Here is a 16865-nt window from a genome sequence, read left to right as displayed (position 1 = left end):
AAGGCGGGTGGTGTCGTCACTGACACCATCTGGTCAAAATGTGGGAGCGGGCTTGCTCGCGATTGCGGTGTATCAGTACCAGGTTCATTGACTGATACATTGCAATCGCGAGCAAGCCCGCTCCCGCATTTGTTTTGTGTTGCCTTTTAGCCCAGGTTCTTGCCCAGCAGGGCGTGGTACAGCTCGCTGTCCCCCAGAATCCCCACCACTTTGTTGTTGTCGTGCAGCACCAGCTTGTTGCCGGTCTGGTAGCGAATCTGCAAGGCATCGCGCATGCCGATATTCGAATCCACCAAGGTCGGTAGCCGCCCCAGGCCTTCCACGGCTTGCCCCGGCGCCCAGTTCTGCAGGTTCATTGCCACGCCATTTTGCCGTGCGCCCTGGATGGTGTTGCCTTCGGCCAGGTCCAGCCACGAATCGCCGCCCGGATCCAGGCATACCGAGCCGTTGACCCGCTTGCAGTTGTCCAGGGTGCGCATCAGGCTGCGGCCGCACAACACGTTCAGCGGGTTGGTATGGGCGACGAAGGTGCGCACATAGTCGTCCGCCGGGTTCAGCACAATCTCTTCCGGCACGCTGTACTGGATGATCTTGCCGTCTTTCATGATCGCGATCCGGCTACCCAGCTTCAGCGCCTCATCCAGGTCGTGGCTGACGAACACGATGGTCTTGCTCAGTTTGCGTTGCAGCTCCAGCAACTCATCCTGCAGGCCTTGGCGGATCAGCGGGTCGAGGGCCGAGAAGGGTTCGTCCATCAGCAGGATATCGGCGTCCATCGCCAGGGCGCGGGCCAGGCCGACGCGCTGTTGCATGCCGCCCGAAAGTTCGTCGGGCTTCTTGTTGCGCCATTGGGTCAGGCCCACCAGCTCAAGCTTCTCGTCCACCAGCTTGCGCCGTTCCTTTTCGGGGCGGCCCTGCATTTCCAGGCCAAAGCTGATGTTTTCACGCACGGTCAGCCAGGGCATCAGGGCGAACTTCTGGAACACCATGGCGATGCGCTTGGTGCGCATCATTTTCAGCTCTGCCGGGGTGCATGAGGCGATGTCGATCTGGCGTCCTTCATGTTCGACAAACAACTGGCCACGGCTCACGGTGTTAAGGCCGTTGATACAGCGCAACAGGCTGGATTTGCCGGAGCCGGACAGGCCCATCAGCACGCAGATCTCGCCTTTCTCGATATCCAGGCTGGCCTTTTCCACGCCGACGATCTGCCCGGTCTTCTTCAGGATTTCATTGCGGTGCATTCCCTCGTCCAGCAGCTTGAGGGCTTCGCGTGGGTCTTTGGAAAAAATCACATCGACATTGTCGAATCGGATAATGCTCATGCATCACCCCCTACTTTGGCGTCGGGTTGTTTGCAGATGCGGTCGAGCATGATGGCCAGCAGCACAATCGCCAGGCCGGCTTCAAAGCCCAGGGCAATGTCGGCGGTGTTCAGCGCGTTGACCACGGGTTTGCCGAGGCCGTCGGCGCCCACCAGGGCCGCGATCACCACCATCGACAACGACAGCATGATGCATTGGGTAATACCGGCAGCGATGCTCGGCATGGCGTGGGGCAGTTCGATGCGCGAGAGCAATTGGCGGCGCGAGCAGCCAAAGGCCTTGCCGGCATCCATCAACTCTTGCGGTACATCGCGGATGCCCAGGTAGGTCAGGCGGATCGGCGCGGCAATCGCGAACACCACCGTGGAGATCAGGCCAGGCACCACACCCAGCCCGAAGAGGGTCAGGGTCGGGATAAGGTAAACAAAGGTCGGCACGGTCTGCATCAAGTCGAGCACCGGGCGCATCACGGTGTAGAACATCGGTTTGTGCGCGGCAACAATGCCCAGCGGCACACCGATGACCACGCAGACCAGGGTGGCGAACAGCACCTGGGCCAGGGTCTCCATGGTTTCCTGCCAGTACCCCAGGTTGAGGATCAGCAGGAAGGAGGCAATCACAAATACAGTCAGCCCCCACTTACGTTGAATGTAGTGAGCAAGCAGCGCAATCAGACCGATCAATGCCAGCGGATTGAACCAGGTCAGCGCAAACGTCACGCCGTGGATCATCGTTTCCAGTGTCGATGCGATCGCGTCGAAATAATCGGCGCCGTTCTGCGTCAACCATTCGACGAAGGCAGCGATGTACTGGCCTAGTGGGATTTTCTGTTCAGTCAGCATGGTAGTGAATGTCCACATGCGAAGAGGGAAACATCCTGGGCCGGCGCGCCGGCCCAGGGTCAGCGGTTACTTGTCGAGGTAGGCTTTTACGGCGGCAAGTCCTGGTTTGCCATCAAGGGTGGTGACCCCGGCGAGCCAGGTGTCGAGCACTTGCGGGTTCTTCTTCAGCCAGGCCTTGGCGGCGGCGTCGGGTTTCATTTTGTCGTCGAGGACGTTACCCATCAGGGTGCTTTCCATGTCGAGGGTGAACACCAGGTTTTTCAGGAGCTGGCCGACGTTGCTGCACTCCTGCACGTAGCCCTTGCGGGTGTTGGTGTAGATGGTGGCCTGGCCGTAGTTGGGGCCGAATGAATCGTCACCGCCAGTCAGGTACTTCATCTTGAACCGGGTGTTCATCGGGTGCGGTTCCCAGCCCAGGAATACAATGGCCTGCTCCCGTTTGGTGGCGCGCTCGACTTGCGAGAGCATCCCCGCCTCACTGGACTCGACCACCTTGAAACCTGCGTCTTTCAAGCCGAACTGATTTTTGTCGATCAGGCTCTGGATCGTGCGGTTGCCGTCGTTGCCCGGTTCAATGCCATAGATCTTGCCGCCCAGCTCCTTCTTGAACTTGGCGATATCGGCAAAGTCCTTCAGTCCCTTGTCGTACAGCGCTTGTGGCACTGCCAGGGTGTACTTGGCGTTTTCCAGGTTGGCGCGCACGGTTTCCACGGTGCCGGCATCACGGTACTGCTTGATGTCGTTTTCCATGGTCGGCATCCAGTTGCCGAGGAAGATATCCATGTTTTTGCCATCAGCCAGGGACTTGTAGGTCACGGGCACGGAAATCATCGTGGTCCGGGGCTTGTAGCCCAGGCCCTTGAGGATTTCGCTGGTGGTGGCGGTGGTGACGGTGATATCGGTCCAGCCGACATCGGAGAAGTTGACGGTGCTGCACTGCTCGGGATCAGCAGCGTGGGCCGCAAAGGGAAGACTCAGCATGGCGGCCAACAACAACGGGGGGGAACCTTTCATGGGTTTGGACTCCTGGTGTTTTTCCGGCGGTGCGAGACCGCGCTTATAAGTGTTGCAGTTGGGGCGTGCGAGCAACGTGCAGCCTCGGTACCTTGCAAACGAGTCGAGACTGATCATGTACCAGTGAAAATCTGACGCCTACAGGGTGGGTCGCATCCAGTACAGGGATGGTCGTATCCAGTGTCGGTGACGTCGCATACAGGTTTTTCCACAGGCAAAACTGCACTTTTTCTCGATCTGCGCCGCAAAAAACGGCGATTACGCCCCATTGCGAGGGGACGACGCTGGTGAGCATGGGTATGTCGGTGTCAGACGCCGGACGGCGCAACGAAAGCTTGATGATGCCGCCATCTGGGCGACTTGAGCGTAGCAGCTCCGCCACCAGGCGTTACTGCGCCTGGCCTGTGCTATCGAGGAGTTTCGCGCAATGGCTATCAGCGTTTTCGACCTGTTCAAGATTGGCATCGGGCCGTCCAGTTCCCACACCGTCGGCCCCATGCGAGCCGCGGCGTTGTTCGTCCAGGACTTGCGTGAACGTGCTCTTTTGGAACAGGTGCAGCGCGTCGAAGTTCAGCTGTATGGCTCGTTGTCGGCCACCGGCATCGGGCATGGCAGCGACAATGCAGTGATCATGGGGCTGATGGGCGAGTGGCCGGATGCGATTGATCCGTCGCAGATCGGCCCGCGTATCGAGACCCTGCGTGAGACGCAGACGCTGCTGCTGGACAACCGTGTGCCGGTGCCCTTTGTGTGGTCGCGGGACATGCGCCTGATCGACGAAAACCTGCCGTTCCATCCCAATGCCATGACCCTGGTGGTCTACGGCGCCCAGACCGAGTTGCATCGCGATACCTACTATTCAGTGGGTGGCGGTTTTGTGGTGGATGAGGCCCAGGCGCGCAGCGGCGTGGCGGATATGGACCGCACCGAACTGCCCTATGATTTTTCCAGTGCGGTGGAGTTGTTGCAGTTGTGCAACACCCACAACCTGCGGGTTGCCGACCTGATGCTGGCCAATGAAAAGGTGTGGCGCTCCGAGGAAGAAATCCGCAGCGGCCTGATGAAACTCTGGCATGCCATGCAGGATTGTGTCGAGCAAGGTCTCAAGCATGAGGGCATCCTGCCCGGTGGCCTGAATGTGCGCCGCCGCGCCGCCAAGTTGCACCGCAGTTTGCAAGAGCTGGGCAAGCCGAATGTGATCGGCTCGACCTTGAGCGCCATGGAGTGGGTCAACCTGTTCGCCCTGGCCGTCAACGAAGAAAACGCCGCCGGTGGGCGCATGGTCACCGCACCCACCAATGGCGCGGCGGGGATCATCCCGGCGGTGCTGCATTACTTTATGAAGTTCAGCGAAGAAGTCACCGAGGCCAATGTGGTGGACTACTTTCTCGGTGCGGCGGCCATCGGCATCCTGTGCAAGAAGAATGCGTCGATCTCCGGCGCCGAAGTGGGTTGCCAGGGTGAAGTCGGTTCGGCCTGCGCCATGGCGGCGGCGGGGCTGGCAGAGATTCTTGGCGCCTCGCCGGAGCAGGTGTGCAACGCCGCCGAAATCGGCCTGGAACACAACCTGGGCCTGACCTGCGACCCGGTGGGCGGCCTGGTGCAAGTGCCGTGTATCGAGCGCAATGCGATTGCCGCGGTCAAGGCGATCAATGCCGCGCAGATGGCCCTGCGGGGCGACGGCCAGCACTTTATTTCCCTGGACCGGGTGATCCGCACCATGCGCGATACCGGGGCGGATATGCATGACAAGTACAAGGAGACCTCGCGGGGTGGGTTGGCGGTGAGTGCTGTCGAGTGTTAAGCGAACGCAATGCTCAAAGCAGTGAAGATCAAATGTGGGAGCGGGCTTGTCGGATCGCCGCATCGCCGCGAAGACGTCGGCCCAGCAAACATTGATGTTGACTGACCCACTGCTTTCGCGAGCAAGCCCGCTCCCACAGGAGATCTGCGTTTAACTGACTGGCATTGGGGCTTGCCCGCGATGGTGGTGTGTCAAACCCCACTGCTCATAAAGTGAACACTCCACCCCCGATACGCCACCTTTTAGCGCGTCGCAAACAGATAAGTAGCCCCCAAACGATTTCCCTTCCGACCACCCATCACCTGTGCGTGTGGTGACACACTTTTCCTACGCCCTGAAAGCGCCTTCCCACAAGTGCTACCGATCTGCTCACAGACCCTGAGTGTAGGCTTTTTCCGGGTCATATCCCCACGCCGGGCGCGGGCTTATATAGACACCTCAACAGGTCGTTTTCAGGAGTTATTGAATACCTATTCAACTTTAGGCATGGCATTTGCTCTATCAATTCAAAGCCTCTCTCCTGACGGATGACGAGCGCAATAACAAGAGCCTCGCCTGAGGCCATTACCTGCTTTGTGTGAGGAGATACCGCGATGACGTCGTTCAACTCCGGGGCCCAACCCCAGAACCGTGCGCCTCAATCCATCGGCTTTTTGCTGCTGGACAATTTCACGCTGATTTCCCTGGCGTCCGCAGTGGAACCACTGCGCATGGCCAACCAATTGTCCGGCCGCGAGCTGTATCGCTGGACTACCTTGAGCGTCGACGGCAACCAGGTATGGGCCAGCGATGGCCTGCAAATCACCCCCGATTGCTCCATGCACAAAGCCCCGGCCCTGGACACCGTGATTGTCTGCGGCGGCGTGGGTATCCAGCGCACCGTGACCCGTGAACATGTGTCGTGGCTGCAAAGCCAGGCGCGCCAGTCCCGCCGCCTCGGCGCGGTGTGCACCGGCAGTTGGGCCCTGGCCTGCGCCGGCTTGCTCGACGGGTTTGATTGCAGCGTGCACTGGGAATGCCTGGCGTCGATGCAGGAAGCCTTTCCACGGGTGTCGATGAGTACGCGCCTGTTCACCCTCGACCGCAATCGCTTCACCAGTTCTGGTGGTACCGCGCCGCTGGACATGATGTTGCACCTGATCAGCCGCGACCATGGCCGTGAACTGTCGGCGGCGATTTCCGAGATGTTCGTGTACGAACGTATCCGCAATGAGCAGGACCACCAGCGCGTGCCGCTCAAGCACATGCTCGGCACCAATCAGCCGAAGCTGCAGGAAATCGTCGCGCTGATGGAAGCCAACCTGGAAGAGCCGATCGACCTCGATGAATTGGCCGTCTATGTCGCCGTCTCGCGGCGTCAGCTGGAGCGGCTGTTCCAGAAATACCTGCACTGCTCGCCGTCGCGCTACTACCTCAAGCTGCGCCTGATCCGCGCCCGGCAGTTGCTCAAGCAAACGCCGATGTCGATCATCGAAGTGGCCTCGGTGTGCGGGTTTGTGTCCACGCCGCACTTCTCCAAGTGCTACCGCGAATACTTCGGCATTCCGCCACGGGATGAGCGCGTAGGTTCCAACACCACCCAGCAAGTGGCGATGATGCCGATTCCGCAGGCGCTGGTGTTGTCACCGCTGGCCGGGCCGATGTCGGCGTTGAGCCAGGCGCGCAATGAGTCGACGTTTGCCAGTGTAAGGCTGTAGGCCGAGGCGTCTGCATCGCCGGCACGCCAGCGCCCACATTTTGATCTGTGAATACCTTCAAATGTGGGAGCTGGCTTGCCGACGATAGCGATGTATCAGGCCCCGGAATTCTGTTTGAACTGCATCAGGGCCGGCAACAACTGCTTATCAATCGCCTGGCGCACCGCCGGCAGAATCGTCGCGCTGCTGGTGTACATCTGCTCGACCATACCCTTGAGTGCCTTGGCCCGCGCCTCACTCAAACCGCGTACCGCGCATTCACAGGCCTGCTCGGCGGTGGCGCCGCTGGACACCTCGAAACCCAGGGAGCGCAGTTGGCTCAGCAGGTCATCCTGATCAATCAAATCCGCGTGCATCATGATGTTCATCCTGGTTAGGGGAGCCTTTGATTCTGGTGGGCCGCCAGCGGGTCGGCAAGGGCTGAATGACGCGATGGCTGGAACGACTATGAGCAGGTCGTTTTCGGGCCAGTTGCCGAGGGTGGTTGCGGGCACACTGGTTTTCAAGCAAGCAGAATGAAGGTTTGGTCACCCTCGGCCCGCACGCTCGCACAAAGCACTCTGCCCCGATCCTGTCACGGCTTGATCGGGGCTTTTTTTATTTGCCGGGTAGGCCGATGACGCGACCGAGCAGGGCCGGCCGGGGCAGGTCTGATTGCTCGGTGCTGATGGCCGTCAACCGCTGTGCAACCCCCTCACTGAAGGGGGCCGAGCGTGGCCCCGCCAGGTCGACATGCAGCAGCATCTGCTCATTGCCCGCCAGCTCCCGCTCTTCGCCCACCAGGTGCAGGCTGTGATACAGATGCAGGCGCTTGTTGTCATGGGCGATCAACTGGGTATGCACTTCGACCTCGGCGCCGAGTTTCACTTCGTGCAGGTAATTGAGGTGCAGTTCCAGGGTGAACAGCGAGTGGCCACTGGCTTCGCGGTGGTCGCTGTCCAGGCCCAGGGTGTCCATCAATGCATCGGTGGCGTAGCTGAAGATCAGCAGGTAAAACGCATCGCGCAGGTGGCCGTTGTAATCGACCCAGTCAGGGAGGATGTTGGTGGTGTAGGTCGTCAGTGCGGGCATGTCGTCAATTCCAGATCTGTACTCGGTCAACTGCAGGAGCTGGCTTGCCTGCTCCCACAGATATCAACCGCCGTTATTCGGCGAAGCTCATGCCGTGTTTTTGCTTGGTGGTCTTCACCGCCTCCAGCACCGCCAGCAGGCAATCATCACGATAGCGTTCCAGCGCCGAAATGCTATGGCTGCCCAACTGCTCACGGGTGCCATCAACCACATCATCAATCAGTTTGTCGGTCAGTTCCGGCGCCGGCAGGTACGTCCACGGCAACTGCAGTGCCGGCCCGAACTGCGTCATGAAATGCCGCATCCCGGCATCGCCGCCGGCCAGGGTGTAGGTCAGGAATGTGCCCATGAACGACCAGCGCAAGCCGGCGCCAAAGCGGATCGCATCGTCGATCTCGCCGGTGGTCGCCACCCCATCGTTGACCAGGTGCAACGCCTCACGCCACAGCGCTTCCAGCAAGCGGTCGGCGATAAACCCCGGGACTTCCTTGCGCACATGCAGCGGGCGCATACCGAGAGATTGGTAGACCTTGATCGCGGCCTGGATTGCTTCGGGCGCGGTGTGTTTGCCACCGACCACTTCTACCAGCGGCAGCAGGTAAACCGGGTTGAACGGGTGGCCGACCACGCAGCGTTCCGGGTGCGTGGCGCCTTCATAAAACTCACTGGGCAATAGCCCCGAAGTGCTGGAGCCGATCAAGGCATCGGGTTTGGCCGCCGCGCTGATTTTGCTGTGCAGTTCCAGTTTCAGTTCCAGGCGTTCGGGGGCGCTTTCCTGGATGAAATCGGCGTCTTGCACGCATTCTTCGATGGTCGCGACAAAACGCAGACGCTCCTGGGAGGCGCCCGGCGCCAGGCCCTGTTGTTCCAGGGCGCCCCAGGCATTGGCGACGCGCTTGCGCAGGGCGGCTTCGGCGCCGGGCGCCGGGTCCCAGGCCACCACATCCAGGCCGTGGGCGAGGGCGCGGGACACCCAGCCGCTGCCGATCACACCGCTGCCCAGGGCGGCGAAGGTTTTGATTTCGGTGATAAAGCTCATTTTGGTAATTTCCAGTGCTAAAGAGGTTCATTGCGGGAGCCGGTTGCGGCAGGGGGATTAGCTGCGTTTGGTCAGGCCCATCTTGGTTCGGCCTTCAGCCGGGGTCAGCACTCGCGCGCCCAGGCGGCTGAGGATCTCCCCGGCCCGCTCCACCAGTTGCCCATTGGTCGCCAGTACGCCCTTGTCCAGCCACAAATTGTCTTCCAGGCCGACCCGCACATTGCCGCCCAGCAGCACCGCCTGCGCCGCCATCGGCATTTGCATGCGGCCGATGCCAAAGCCGGCCCACACCGCGTCGGCAGGCAGGTTGTCGACCATGGCTTTCATGGTGGTGGTGTCGGCCGGCGCGCCCCACGGGATGCCCAGGCACAGTTGGAACAACGGGTCATCGAGCAAGCCTTCCTTGATCATCTGCTTGGCGAACCACAGGTGGCCGGTATCGAAAATCTCCAGCTCGGCCTTCACTCCCAGTTCCTGGATGCGCTTGGCACCCGCACGCAACTGGGCCGGGGTGGACACATAAATGGTGTCACCATCGCCGAAGTTCAGAGTGCCGCAGTCCAGGGTGCAGATTTCCGGCAGCAGCGCTTCGACGTGGGCCAGGCGGGTCAATGGGCCGACCAGGTCGGTGTTGGGGCCGAACTCCATGGGGTGCTCGCCGCCGCCGATTTCCAGGTCGCCGCCCATGCCGGCGGTGAGGTTGACGATGATGTCGATGTCCGCCTCGCGGATGCGCTCCATCAGTTCGCGGTACAGCGCTACGTCGCGGCTGAATTTGCCGGTGTGCGGGTCGCGCACATGGCAATGCACCACGGTGGCGCCGGCTTTGGCCGCTTCTCCTGCTGCTGCAGCGATTTGCTTGGGGGTGACCGGCACGTGGGGGCTTCTGGCGGTCGTGTCGCCAGCACCGGTGAGTGCGCAGGTGATGATGACGTCGTGGTTCATGGGGCAGGTTCCTTACAGGCGGGCGTAGTGATGCCGTTCGCAGCCGGTATCAGCTGCGAAGCGGTGATTTGAAAGAGGTTATTTACTGCTCAGTTGCAGGTTTTGCGCAGCCGGCTTGCCATCGAAGGTGGTCACACCTTCCAGCCAGCGCTGCTGGTCCTGGGGGTGATCCTTGAGCCACTGCCTGGCGGACTCGAACGCATCCTTGTGCTCCAGCAGCGGCTGCATCATCCGGCTCTCGTCGGCGGCGGTGAAGGTCAGGTTGGTCAGCAGCTTGTGCACATTCGGGCATTGCTCGGCGTAGGTCGGGGTGGTGACGGTCCAGACCGTGGCCATACCTTCGTTGGGGCCCAGGGCGTCCTCGCTGCCGGACAGATAGGTCATCTGCACATTGACGTTCATCGGGTGCGGCGCCCAGCCGAAAAACACCACCGCTTCCTTGCGACGCACGGCGCGGTCCACGGCGGCGAGCATGCCGGCCTCGCTGGACTCCACCAGTTGGAATTTGCCCAGGCCGAACTGGTTCTTGGCGATCATCGCCTTGATCTGGGTATTGGCCCCCGAGCCGGGCTCGATGCCGTAGATCTTGCCGCCCAGCTCTTTCTGGAACTTGGCAATGTCGGCGAAGGTTTTCAGGCCCTTGTCTGCCAGATAGGTCGGCACCGCGAGGGTCGCGCGGGCGTCCTTGAGGCTGGGCGCGTCGAGGACTTTGACCTGCCCAGCGTCGACGAAAGGTGTGATGGTCTGGGTCATCAGCGGGTTCCAGTAACCGAGGAACAGGTCCAGGCGCTGGTCGCGAATGCCGGAGAAGATGATTTGCTGGGATGCGCTGGTCTGCTTGGTGCTGTAGCCGAGGCCGTCGAGCAGCACCTGGGTCATGGCGCTGGTGGCGATCACGTCGGTCCAGTTCACTACGCCCATGCGCACGTTTTTACAGGAGGCGGCATCGGCGGCCCAGGCGCTGGTGCTCAACACGGCGCCGAGTGCGAGCACGCAGCGGCTGATCAGTCGGTTCATGATGGATCCCTCGGCAGGTCGTTATTGTGGGTTCCGGCGTCTTTGTGCGCCGTGCAGCCAAGTTACCCAGCTTGCTGCCCGGTAAAACGCACGGCGGCGACCCACTTTTGCACTGCAGCGACCTTGTGCCCTTGAATGGGCGATGGAACTGGCGTATCACAGACCACGCTACCCGTCTCACGAGTGCGCACCATGTCCCAGGATTTCTACTTCCTGCTGATGCCGGGGTTCTCCGCCATCGGCTTTATCTCCGCCATCGAACCGCTGCGCGTGGCCAACCGCTTTCGCGGTGAACTGTATCGCTGGCACGTATTGAGCGCGGATGGCGGCGCGGTGTTGGCGAGCAATGGCATGTCGGTCAATGCCGACGCCGGGCTGGAGCCCCTGAAAAAAGGCGCGACCCTACTGGTGGTGGCCGGCTTCGAACCGCTGGAATTCGCCACTCCGGCCCTGGAGCACTGGCTGCGCCGTCTCGACCACGACGGCGTAACCCTGGGCGCCATCGACACTGGCAGCTTCGTCCTGGCCCAGGCCGGCCTGCTCGACGGCTACCGCCTGACCCTGCACTGGGAGGCCATCGACGCCTTCAAAGAGTCCTATCCCGCACTGGCCGTGACCCAGGAACTGTTCGAGATCGACCGCCGGCGCATCACCTGTGCCGGCGGCACCGCGTCCATCGACCTGATGCTCGACCTGATCAGCCAGGCCCACGGCCCGGAGCTGGCGATCCAGGTTTCCGAGCAGTTCGTGCTGGGCCGCATCCGCCCGCGCAAAGACCACCAGCGCATGCAGATCGCCACGCGCTACGGCATCAACAACCAGAAGCTGGTGCAGGTGATTGGCGAGATGGAGCTACATACCGAGCCGCCCCTGAGCACCCTGGTGCTGGCGCAGATGATCAAGGTTACGCGGCGACAACTGGAGCGCCTGTTCCGCCTACATCTGAACGACACCCCGAGCAACTTCTACCTTGGCCTGCGCCTGGAAAAAGCCCGGCAGTTATTGCGCCAGAGCGGCATGAGCGTGCTGGAAGTGAGCATTGCCTGTGGGTTTGAGTCGCCGTCGTATTTCACCCGCAGCTACCGGGCGCGGTTTGCCAAGTGCCCGCGGGAGGATCGGCGGCGGGAGGTGGTGTAAGTCTATTGGGCATATGCCGACCCCATGTGGGAGCTGGCTTGCCTGCGATCGCGGTGTATCAGTTGGCAGATAAGTTGCTGACCCACCGCTATCGCAGGCAAGCCAGCTCCCTCATGGGATGTGTGGTGGGGCTTATTTTTTTACCAAGGCCGAGCACGCGGCTTTAAACGCCTCATGCTGATACTTGTTCAGCGTCGCCGGCAATGCAAAGTCATGCTTCTTGTTCTGCGCATTGATGGTCTGCGGCGACAGCAGCGTCACTTCAACGCCGTCCAGCAACTGCAATACCCCTTCAATCTTGAACGTGGTCGGGCCGCCGGCGAATTCGCCTTTCTTGCTGCGTTTCTTGATCGCGATACGGGTGATGCCGTTGTCGCGCACAAACGCGGCCACCTGGCGGGCAAAGGCTTTGACGTTGGCGGCCTCGTCATCGTCCTCGAGGGCGATTTTCTTGGTGGCCAGGGCGACGTGGGTCAGGTCCTGGGCGGCAACGGCGATAATGGCTTCGCTGCCTTTGATTTCGATGCCGCAGAGAGTCATGGATAGCCTTGTTTCAGAGAAAAGGATGGGCGCGATTGTCGCTTATTCCTGGGCAATCGACTCCAAAAACTCCGACCGCTCATCACTCATCCGCGCCAGGCAGTCATTCTGCGCAATGGCATAGGCCTGGGTGCCGGTCACCGCCGGGAAGGTATCCACCGCGCAATCAGCATCCCGTAACTTTTCCCACTTCTGCTGGGCATCCTTCAGACGAGCGGTGATGTCTGCCAACTGTGCCTTGTTGCTGGCGTAGGTAGTGCCCATGCGTTCCAGCAAGCTCTGGTAGTTATCCTTGAGCAGCTGTTCGGCGGTGGTTTTGTTGTAGGAGGCGCATTCCAGGGTCTGTTTGTCGTTTTCGATGCCATCACACGGCGTGCTGTCGGTGTCTTCAGCCGCGTGGACGCCGGTGGCGAGGAGTACCAAAGCCAGGAAAATCGGTTTCATTGCGCCTTCTCATGTCAGGGGATGGGTCGAATTCTGGCTCAAGCGTAGGCCAAAGAACAGATGCAGGACAGACACGTCCGTGCACCCTTTGTCGTGGATTGACGCTTTCGGCAATTCCCCTGTCGTTTTTGCACCCGGCTCCGTCAGCCCCTGGGCATATGCTGGCCCCAAAGCGCCGGCAGACGATTCGGCGCATGAATCGCCAATAAGGGGACGCCTGATGAGCCCAGCCGAACTGCACGCCGACAGCATCGTTATCGACGGGCTGATCATTGCCAAGTGGAACCGCGACCTGTTCGAGGACATGCGCAAGGGTGGCCTGACCGCCGCCAACTGCACGGTGTCGGTGTGGGAAGGCTTCCAGGCCACGATCAATAACATCGTGGCCAGCCAGACCCTGATCCGCGAGAACAGCGACCTGGTGATCCCGGTGAAGACCACCGCCGATATCCGCCGCGCCAAAGAGCAGGGCAAGACCGGCATCATCTTCGGCTTCCAGAATGCCCATGCCTTTGAAGACCAACTCGGCTATGTCGAGATCTTCAAGCAGCTCGGCGTCGGCGTGGTGCAGATGTGCTACAACACCCAGAACCTGGTGGGCACCGGCTGCTACGAGCGCGACGGCGGCCTGTCGGGCTTCGGGCGTGAAATCGTCGGCGAGATGAACCGTGTCGGCATCATGTGCGACCTGTCCCACGTCGGCTCCAAGACATCCGAAGAAGTCATCCTCGAATCGAAAAAACCGGTGTGCTACTCCCACTGCCTGCCGTCCGGGCTCAAAGAGCACCCGCGCAACAAATCCGATGCAGAACTCAAATTCATTGCCGACCACGGTGGTTTTGTCGGCGTGACCATGTTTGCGCCGTTCCTGGCCAAGGGCATTGACTCGACCATCGACGACTACGCCGAAGCCATCGAGTACACCATGAATATCGTTGGCGAAGACGCCATCGGCATCGGCACCGACTTTACCCAGGGCCATGGCCAGGATTTCTTCGAAATGCTGACCCATGACAAGGGCTACGCCCGCCGCCTGACCAGCTTCGGAAAAATCATCAACCCGCTGGGCATTCGTACCGTGGGCGAGTTCCCCAACCTGACCGAGACCCTGCTCAAGCGCGGCCACAGCGAACGCGTGGTGCGCAAGATCATGGGTGAAAACTGGGTCAACGTGTTGAAAGACGTCTGGGGCGAATAAGCCATCGTTTTTTCTCCCCCGGCCATTCGCGCCGGGGCATTACCAAGAATTTTCTGGAGTTAAGTTTCCATGGCCAAGATCGCCCCGCAATTGCCTATCGAAGTCGACAGCGAAACCGGTGTCTGGACCTCCGACGCCCTGCCGATGCTGTACGTGCCGCGCCATTTCTTCGTCAACAACCATATGGGCATCGAGGAAGTGCTGGGCGCTGAAGCCTACGCCGAAATCCTCTACAAGGCCGGCTACAAGTCGGCCTGGCACTGGTGTGAAAAAGAAGCCGAATGCCACGGCCTGGAAGGCGTCGCGGTGTTCGAGCACTACATGAAGCGCCTGTCGCAGCGCGGCTGGGGCCTGTTCAAGATCCAGGACATCGACCTCGACAAAGGCACTGCCAGCGTCAAGCTCGAACACTCGGCCTTTGTGTATGTGTACGGCAAGGTCGGGCGCAAAGTGGACTACATGTTCACCGGCTGGTTTGCCGGCGCCATGGACCAGATTCTGCAAGCGCGCGGCAGCCAGATCCGCACTGTCGCCGAACAAGTCTACGGAGGCTCCGAAGAGGGCCACGATGACGGCTTGTTCACCGTCAAGCCGTTGTAAGCCGAGGACCGTGCCATGGCTTTCGAAGCAATGTTTGCGCCGATCCAGATCGGCAAACTGACCATCCGCAACCGCGTGCTCAGTACCGCCCACGCCGAGGTGTATGCCACCGACGGCGGGATGACCACCGAGCGTTATGTGAAGTATTACGAAGAGAAAGCCAAGGGCGGTATTGGCCTGGCGATCTGTGGCGGCTCCTCGGTGGTGGCGATCGACAGCCCGCAGGAGTGGTGGAGTTCGGTGAACCTGTCCACCGACCGCATCATCCCGCACTTCCAGAACCTGGCTGACGCGATGCACAAGCATGGCGCCAAGATCATGATCCAGATTACCCACATGGGCCGTCGCTCGCGTTGGGACGGCTTCAACTGGCCAACCCTGATGTCGCCCTCCGGCGTGCGTGAGCCGGTACACCGTGCGACCTGCAAGACCATCGAACCGGAAGAAATCTGGCGGGTGATCGGCAACTACGCCAGCGCCGCAGCTCGGGCCAAGGCCGGTGGCCTGGATGGCGTGGAACTGTCGGCGGTGCACCAGCACATGATCGACCAGTTCTGGAGCCCGCGAGTCAACAAGCGTACCGATGAATGGGGCGGCAGCTTCGAGGGGCGGATGAAATTCGGCCTGGAAGTGCTCAAGGCCGTGCGTGCAGAAGTCGGCCCGGATTTTTGCGTCGGCATCCGCCTGTGCGGTGACGAGTTCCACCCGGACGGCCTGTCCCACGAGGACATGAAGCAGATCGCCAAGTATTACGACGACACCGGCATGCTCGACTTTATCGGCGTGGTCGGCTCGGGGTGCGACACGCACAACACCCTGGCCAACGTGATCCCCAATATGAGTTTCCCGCCGGAGCCGTTCCTGCACCTGGCCGCCGGGATCAAGGAAGTGGTCAAGGTCCCGGTGCTGCACGCGCAGAACATCAAGGACCCGAACCAGGCCACGCGCATCCTCGAAGGCGGCTATGTGGACATGGTCGGCATGACCCGCGCGCATATGGCCGACCCGCACCTGATCGCCAAGATCAAAATGGGCCAGATCGACCAGATCAAGCAGTGTGTCGGCGCCAACTATTGCATCGACCGCCAGTACCAGGGCCTGGACGTGCTGTGCATCCAGAATGCCGCGACCTCCCGTGAATACATGGGCGTGCCGCACATCATCGAAAAATCCACCGGGCCCAAGCGCAAAGTGGTGGTGGTCGGTGCCGGCCCGGCCGGGATGGAAGCGGCGCGGGTCGCTGCCGAGCGCGGCCACGACGTGACCCTGTTGGAGAAAAAAGACTTTATCGGCGGGCAGATCACCACGGCGTCCAAGGCGCCGCAGCGCGACCAGATCGCCGGTATCACCCGCTGGTTCCAGCTGGAACTGGCGCGGCTGAACGTCGACCTGCGCCTGGGCGTGGCGGCCGATGCCGCGACCATCCTCGACCTGCGTCCCGATGTGGTGGTGCTGGCCGTGGGCGGGCACCCGTTCCTCGAGCAGAACGAACACTGGGGCGCGGCAGAAGGCCTGGTGGTCAGCAGTTGGGACGTGCTCGACGGCAAGGTGGCGCCGGGCAAGAACGTGCTGGTGTACGACACCATCTGCGAGTTCACCGGCATGTCGGTGGCGGACTTTTTGGCCGACAAGGGCTGCCAGGTCGAGATCGTCACTGACGATATCAAGCCTGGCGTGGCCATCGGCGGTACGTCATTCCCGACCTACTACCGCAGCATGTACCCCAAGGAAGTGATCATGACCGGCGACATGATGCTGGAGAAGGTCTACCGCGAGGGCGACAAACTCATCGCCGTGCTGGAGAACGAGTACACCGGCGCCAAGGAAGAGCGGGTGGTGGACCAGGTGGTGGTGGAGAACGGCGTGCGTCCGGACGAAGAAATCTACTACGCCCTCAAGCAAGGGGCGCGCAACAAGGGGCAGATGGACGTTGAGGCGCTGTTCGCGATCAAGCCGCAACCGTGCCTGAGCGAGCCGGGGGAGGGCTACTTGCTGTTCCGCATCGGCGACTGTGTGGCCCAGCGCAATACCCACGCTGCGATCTACGACGCCCTGCGCCTGTGCAAGGATTTCTGACCCAACACCGAACCAATGTGGACTCGGTCAAAAATGTGGGAGCGGGCTTGCTCGCGAAAGCGGTGTGTCAGTCGATACATCCGGTGGCTGATGCACCGCCTTCGCGAGCAAGCCCG

Annotated in this window: 16 protein-coding genes; 6 read left to right on the top strand and 10 right to left on the bottom strand. The window is 61.1% G+C overall.

Features of this window, described 5'->3' with window-relative positions; all coding sequences use genetic code 11:
- Positions 1-146: 146 nt before the first annotated feature.
- From choV to K1X80_RS26620, 3 genes are all read right to left on the bottom strand, one after another.
- Positions 147-1325 carry a choline ABC transporter ATP-binding protein gene (gene choV, locus K1X80_RS26630; protein WP_029300678.1) on the bottom strand — a complete coding sequence of 393 codons (1179 nt, stop codon included), beginning with the start codon at positions 1323-1325 and terminating at the stop codon, positions 147-149.
- Positions 1322-2167 carry a choline ABC transporter permease subunit gene (choW, locus tag K1X80_RS26625; protein ID WP_057440251.1) on the bottom strand — a complete coding sequence of 282 codons (846 nt, stop codon included), beginning with the start codon at positions 2165-2167 and terminating at the stop codon, positions 1322-1324. The genes choV and choW overlap by 4 nt, the downstream gene beginning before the upstream one ends.
- 66 nt (positions 2168-2233) lie before the next feature.
- A complete protein-coding gene (locus K1X80_RS26620) occupies positions 2234-3181 on the bottom strand; it encodes a choline ABC transporter substrate-binding protein (protein WP_057960844.1) in 948 nt (315 codons plus the stop codon).
- Positions 3182-3608: 427 nt separating this feature from the next.
- Between K1X80_RS26620 and K1X80_RS26615 the strand changes: the two genes are divergently transcribed.
- Positions 3609-4985 (top strand): L-serine ammonia-lyase, encoded by a 1377-nt coding sequence (locus tag K1X80_RS26615; protein WP_128593313.1) that lies wholly within the window; start codon positions 3609-3611, stop codon positions 4983-4985.
- Positions 4986-5578: 593 nt separating this feature from the next.
- On the top strand, positions 5579-6682 hold the full coding sequence (locus tag K1X80_RS26610; RefSeq protein ID WP_029300670.1) for a GlxA family transcriptional regulator: 1104 nt from the start codon (positions 5579-5581) through the stop codon (positions 6680-6682).
- A 95-nt stretch (positions 6683-6777) separates the two neighbouring features.
- Here K1X80_RS26610 and K1X80_RS26605 read toward each other — a convergent pair whose 3' ends face one another.
- The 5 genes from K1X80_RS26605 to K1X80_RS26585 all read right to left on the bottom strand — a co-directional run bounded on the left by K1X80_RS26605 (position 6778) and on the right by K1X80_RS26585 (position 10754).
- Positions 6778-7041, bottom strand: coding sequence for a hypothetical protein (locus tag K1X80_RS26605; RefSeq protein ID WP_057440253.1), 264 nt, complete (start codon positions 7039-7041; stop codon positions 6778-6780).
- A 238-nt stretch (positions 7042-7279) separates the two neighbouring features.
- Positions 7280-7753: a thioesterase family protein gene (locus tag K1X80_RS26600; protein ID WP_057440254.1), complete on the bottom strand. Its 474-nt coding sequence runs from the start codon at positions 7751-7753 to the stop codon at positions 7280-7282.
- A gap of 73 nt (positions 7754-7826) precedes the next feature.
- Positions 7827-8792 carry an L-carnitine dehydrogenase gene (locus K1X80_RS26595; RefSeq protein ID WP_200661401.1) on the bottom strand — a complete coding sequence of 322 codons (966 nt, stop codon included), beginning with the start codon at positions 8790-8792 and terminating at the stop codon, positions 7827-7829.
- Between the two features lie 57 nt (positions 8793-8849).
- Complete coding sequence (locus K1X80_RS26590) at positions 8850-9737, bottom strand: 3-keto-5-aminohexanoate cleavage protein (protein WP_220172581.1); 888 nt, start codon at positions 9735-9737, stop codon at positions 8850-8852.
- A 78-nt stretch (positions 9738-9815) separates the two neighbouring features.
- Positions 9816-10754 (bottom strand): choline ABC transporter substrate-binding protein, encoded by a 939-nt coding sequence (locus K1X80_RS26585; RefSeq protein WP_057440257.1) that lies wholly within the window; start codon positions 10752-10754, stop codon positions 9816-9818.
- A 192-nt stretch (positions 10755-10946) separates the two neighbouring features.
- On the opposite strand from K1X80_RS26585, the gene K1X80_RS26580 reads away from it, so the two are divergent.
- Complete coding sequence (locus K1X80_RS26580; protein ID WP_120734267.1) at positions 10947-11891, top strand: GlxA family transcriptional regulator; 945 nt, start codon at positions 10947-10949, stop codon at positions 11889-11891.
- Positions 11892-12023: 132 nt separating this feature from the next.
- Here K1X80_RS26580 and K1X80_RS26575 read toward each other — a convergent pair whose 3' ends face one another.
- Positions 12024-12431 (bottom strand): DUF3010 family protein, encoded by a 408-nt coding sequence (locus tag K1X80_RS26575; protein ID WP_057960842.1) that lies wholly within the window; start codon positions 12429-12431, stop codon positions 12024-12026.
- Positions 12432-12473: 42 nt separating this feature from the next.
- The gene (locus K1X80_RS26570) at positions 12474-12875 is read right to left on the bottom strand and encodes a lysozyme inhibitor LprI family protein (protein WP_057440260.1); all 402 of its coding nucleotides are present in this window, start codon (positions 12873-12875) and stop codon (positions 12474-12476) included.
- Positions 12876-13095: 220 nt separating this feature from the next.
- Between K1X80_RS26570 and K1X80_RS26565 the strand changes: the two genes are divergently transcribed.
- The 3 genes from K1X80_RS26565 (at position 13096) to dgcA (ending at position 16749) form a co-directional block, all read left to right on the top strand.
- Positions 13096-14073 carry a dipeptidase gene (locus K1X80_RS26565; RefSeq protein ID WP_032858660.1) on the top strand — a complete coding sequence of 326 codons (978 nt, stop codon included), beginning with the start codon at positions 13096-13098 and terminating at the stop codon, positions 14071-14073.
- A 69-nt stretch (positions 14074-14142) separates the two neighbouring features.
- Positions 14143-14673 (top strand): DUF5943 domain-containing protein, encoded by a 531-nt coding sequence (locus K1X80_RS26560; RefSeq protein ID WP_027606002.1) that lies wholly within the window; start codon positions 14143-14145, stop codon positions 14671-14673.
- Between the two features lie 15 nt (positions 14674-14688).
- The gene (gene dgcA, locus K1X80_RS26555) at positions 14689-16749 is read left to right on the top strand and encodes a dimethylglycine demethylation protein DgcA (protein WP_057960840.1); all 2061 of its coding nucleotides are present in this window, start codon (positions 14689-14691) and stop codon (positions 16747-16749) included.
- Positions 16750-16865: the final 116 nt, after the last annotated feature.

Source organism: Pseudomonas sp. So3.2b (genome assembly GCF_019464415.1).
GTDB lineage: Bacteria > Pseudomonadota > Gammaproteobacteria > Pseudomonadales > Pseudomonadaceae > Aquipseudomonas > Aquipseudomonas shahriarae.
The sequence above is the reverse complement of the archived record's forward strand: the minus strand, read 5'-3'. Positions and strand labels throughout refer to the sequence as shown.

What these genes read in the sequence shown, in the direction of transcription:
- choV (WP_029300678.1), bottom strand. Translation starts at nt 1,325, where the DNA reads ATGAGCATTATCCGATTCGACAATGTCGATGTGATTTTTTCCAAAGAC.
- choW (WP_057440251.1), bottom strand. Translation starts at nt 2,167, where the DNA reads ATGCTGACTGAACAGAAAATCCCACTAGGCCAGTACATCGCTGCCTTC.
- K1X80_RS26620 (WP_057960844.1), bottom strand. Translation starts at nt 3,181, where the DNA reads ATGAAAGGTTCCCCCCCGTTGTTGTTGGCCGCCATGCTGAGTCTTCCC.
- K1X80_RS26615 (WP_128593313.1), top strand. Translation starts at nt 3,609, where the DNA reads ATGGCTATCAGCGTTTTCGACCTGTTCAAGATTGGCATCGGGCCGTCC.
- K1X80_RS26610 (WP_029300670.1), top strand. Translation starts at nt 5,579, where the DNA reads ATGACGTCGTTCAACTCCGGGGCCCAACCCCAGAACCGTGCGCCTCAA.
- K1X80_RS26605 (WP_057440253.1), bottom strand. Translation starts at nt 7,041, where the DNA reads ATGATGCACGCGGATTTGATTGATCAGGATGACCTGCTGAGCCAACTG.
- K1X80_RS26600 (WP_057440254.1), bottom strand. Translation starts at nt 7,753, where the DNA reads ATGCCCGCACTGACGACCTACACCACCAACATCCTCCCTGACTGGGTC.
- K1X80_RS26595 (WP_200661401.1), bottom strand. Translation starts at nt 8,792, where the DNA reads ATGAGCTTTATCACCGAAATCAAAACCTTCGCCGCCCTGGGCAGCGGT.
- K1X80_RS26590 (WP_220172581.1), bottom strand. Translation starts at nt 9,737, where the DNA reads ATGAACCACGACGTCATCATCACCTGCGCACTCACCGGTGCTGGCGAC.
- K1X80_RS26585 (WP_057440257.1), bottom strand. Translation starts at nt 10,754, where the DNA reads ATGAACCGACTGATCAGCCGCTGCGTGCTCGCACTCGGCGCCGTGTTG.
- K1X80_RS26580 (WP_120734267.1), top strand. Translation starts at nt 10,947, where the DNA reads ATGTCCCAGGATTTCTACTTCCTGCTGATGCCGGGGTTCTCCGCCATC.
- K1X80_RS26575 (WP_057960842.1), bottom strand. Translation starts at nt 12,431, where the DNA reads ATGACTCTCTGCGGCATCGAAATCAAAGGCAGCGAAGCCATTATCGCC.
- K1X80_RS26570 (WP_057440260.1), bottom strand. Translation starts at nt 12,875, where the DNA reads ATGAAACCGATTTTCCTGGCTTTGGTACTCCTCGCCACCGGCGTCCAC.
- K1X80_RS26565 (WP_032858660.1), top strand. Translation starts at nt 13,096, where the DNA reads ATGAGCCCAGCCGAACTGCACGCCGACAGCATCGTTATCGACGGGCTG.
- K1X80_RS26560 (WP_027606002.1), top strand. Translation starts at nt 14,143, where the DNA reads ATGGCCAAGATCGCCCCGCAATTGCCTATCGAAGTCGACAGCGAAACC.
- dgcA (WP_057960840.1), top strand. Translation starts at nt 14,689, where the DNA reads ATGGCTTTCGAAGCAATGTTTGCGCCGATCCAGATCGGCAAACTGACC.